Raw genomic sequence first — 608 nt, 5'->3', positions numbered from 1 at the left:
GGAGTGATTCATGACTGGGGTGAAGTCGTAACAAGGTAGCCCTAGGGGAACCTGGGGCTGGATCACCTCCTTATACGATTTAGAACTTATTTGTTCGTAGTGTCCACACAGATGATTGTTATTGTAAAGAGAACAACACTTATTGTTTTGGGTCTGTAGCTCAGCTGGTTAGAGCGCACCCCTGATAAGGGTGAGGTCGGTAGTTCAAATCTACTCAGACCCACCACTTCTTGTCTAATCAAGAAGATGGTTAAAACAGTAAGTACCAGCATATGTGGGGCTATAGCTCAGCTGGGAGAGCGCCTGCCTTGCACGCAGGAGGTCAGCAGTTCGATCCTGCTTAGCTCCACCACTTTTACTTCTTAAAAATAAATATTCTTTATCGGGCCATTAACCGCCTGAGAATAGAGTGTGTTTAATTTTGAGAAGTTTTTATTTCTCTTGCTCTTTAAAAATTTGGAAAAGCTGATAATAAAATTCGTATAAATAACATTATTATTTGTACAGAGTTTTCAAAAGTAAAAAAAGAATGGTAGCAGTACCATTCAGTGCCATTTAATTAACTCTTATGAGTTGATTGATTGGTATCTACTTTAGTATTCAATATT

2 tRNA genes and 1 rRNA gene are annotated in these 608 nt (G+C 39.0%); all 3 read left to right on the top strand.

Features of this window, described 5'->3' with window-relative positions:
* A 16S ribosomal RNA gene (locus I6F10_RS20045) occupies window positions 1–73 on the top strand; the annotation flags it as partial.
* A gap of 76 nt (window positions 74–149) precedes the next feature.
* A tRNA-Ile gene (locus I6F10_RS20040) sits at window positions 150–226 on the top strand.
* Between the two features lie 50 nt (window positions 227–276).
* Window positions 277–352 (top strand) — tRNA-Ala (locus I6F10_RS20035).
* Window positions 353–608: the final 256 nt, after the last annotated feature.

The organism is Pseudoalteromonas sp. SWYJZ98, from assembly GCF_015864495.1.
Lineage (GTDB): Bacteria > Pseudomonadota > Gammaproteobacteria > Enterobacterales > Alteromonadaceae > Pseudoalteromonas > Pseudoalteromonas distincta.
The sequence above is the reverse complement of the archived record's forward strand: the minus strand, read 5'-3'. Positions and strand labels throughout refer to the sequence as shown.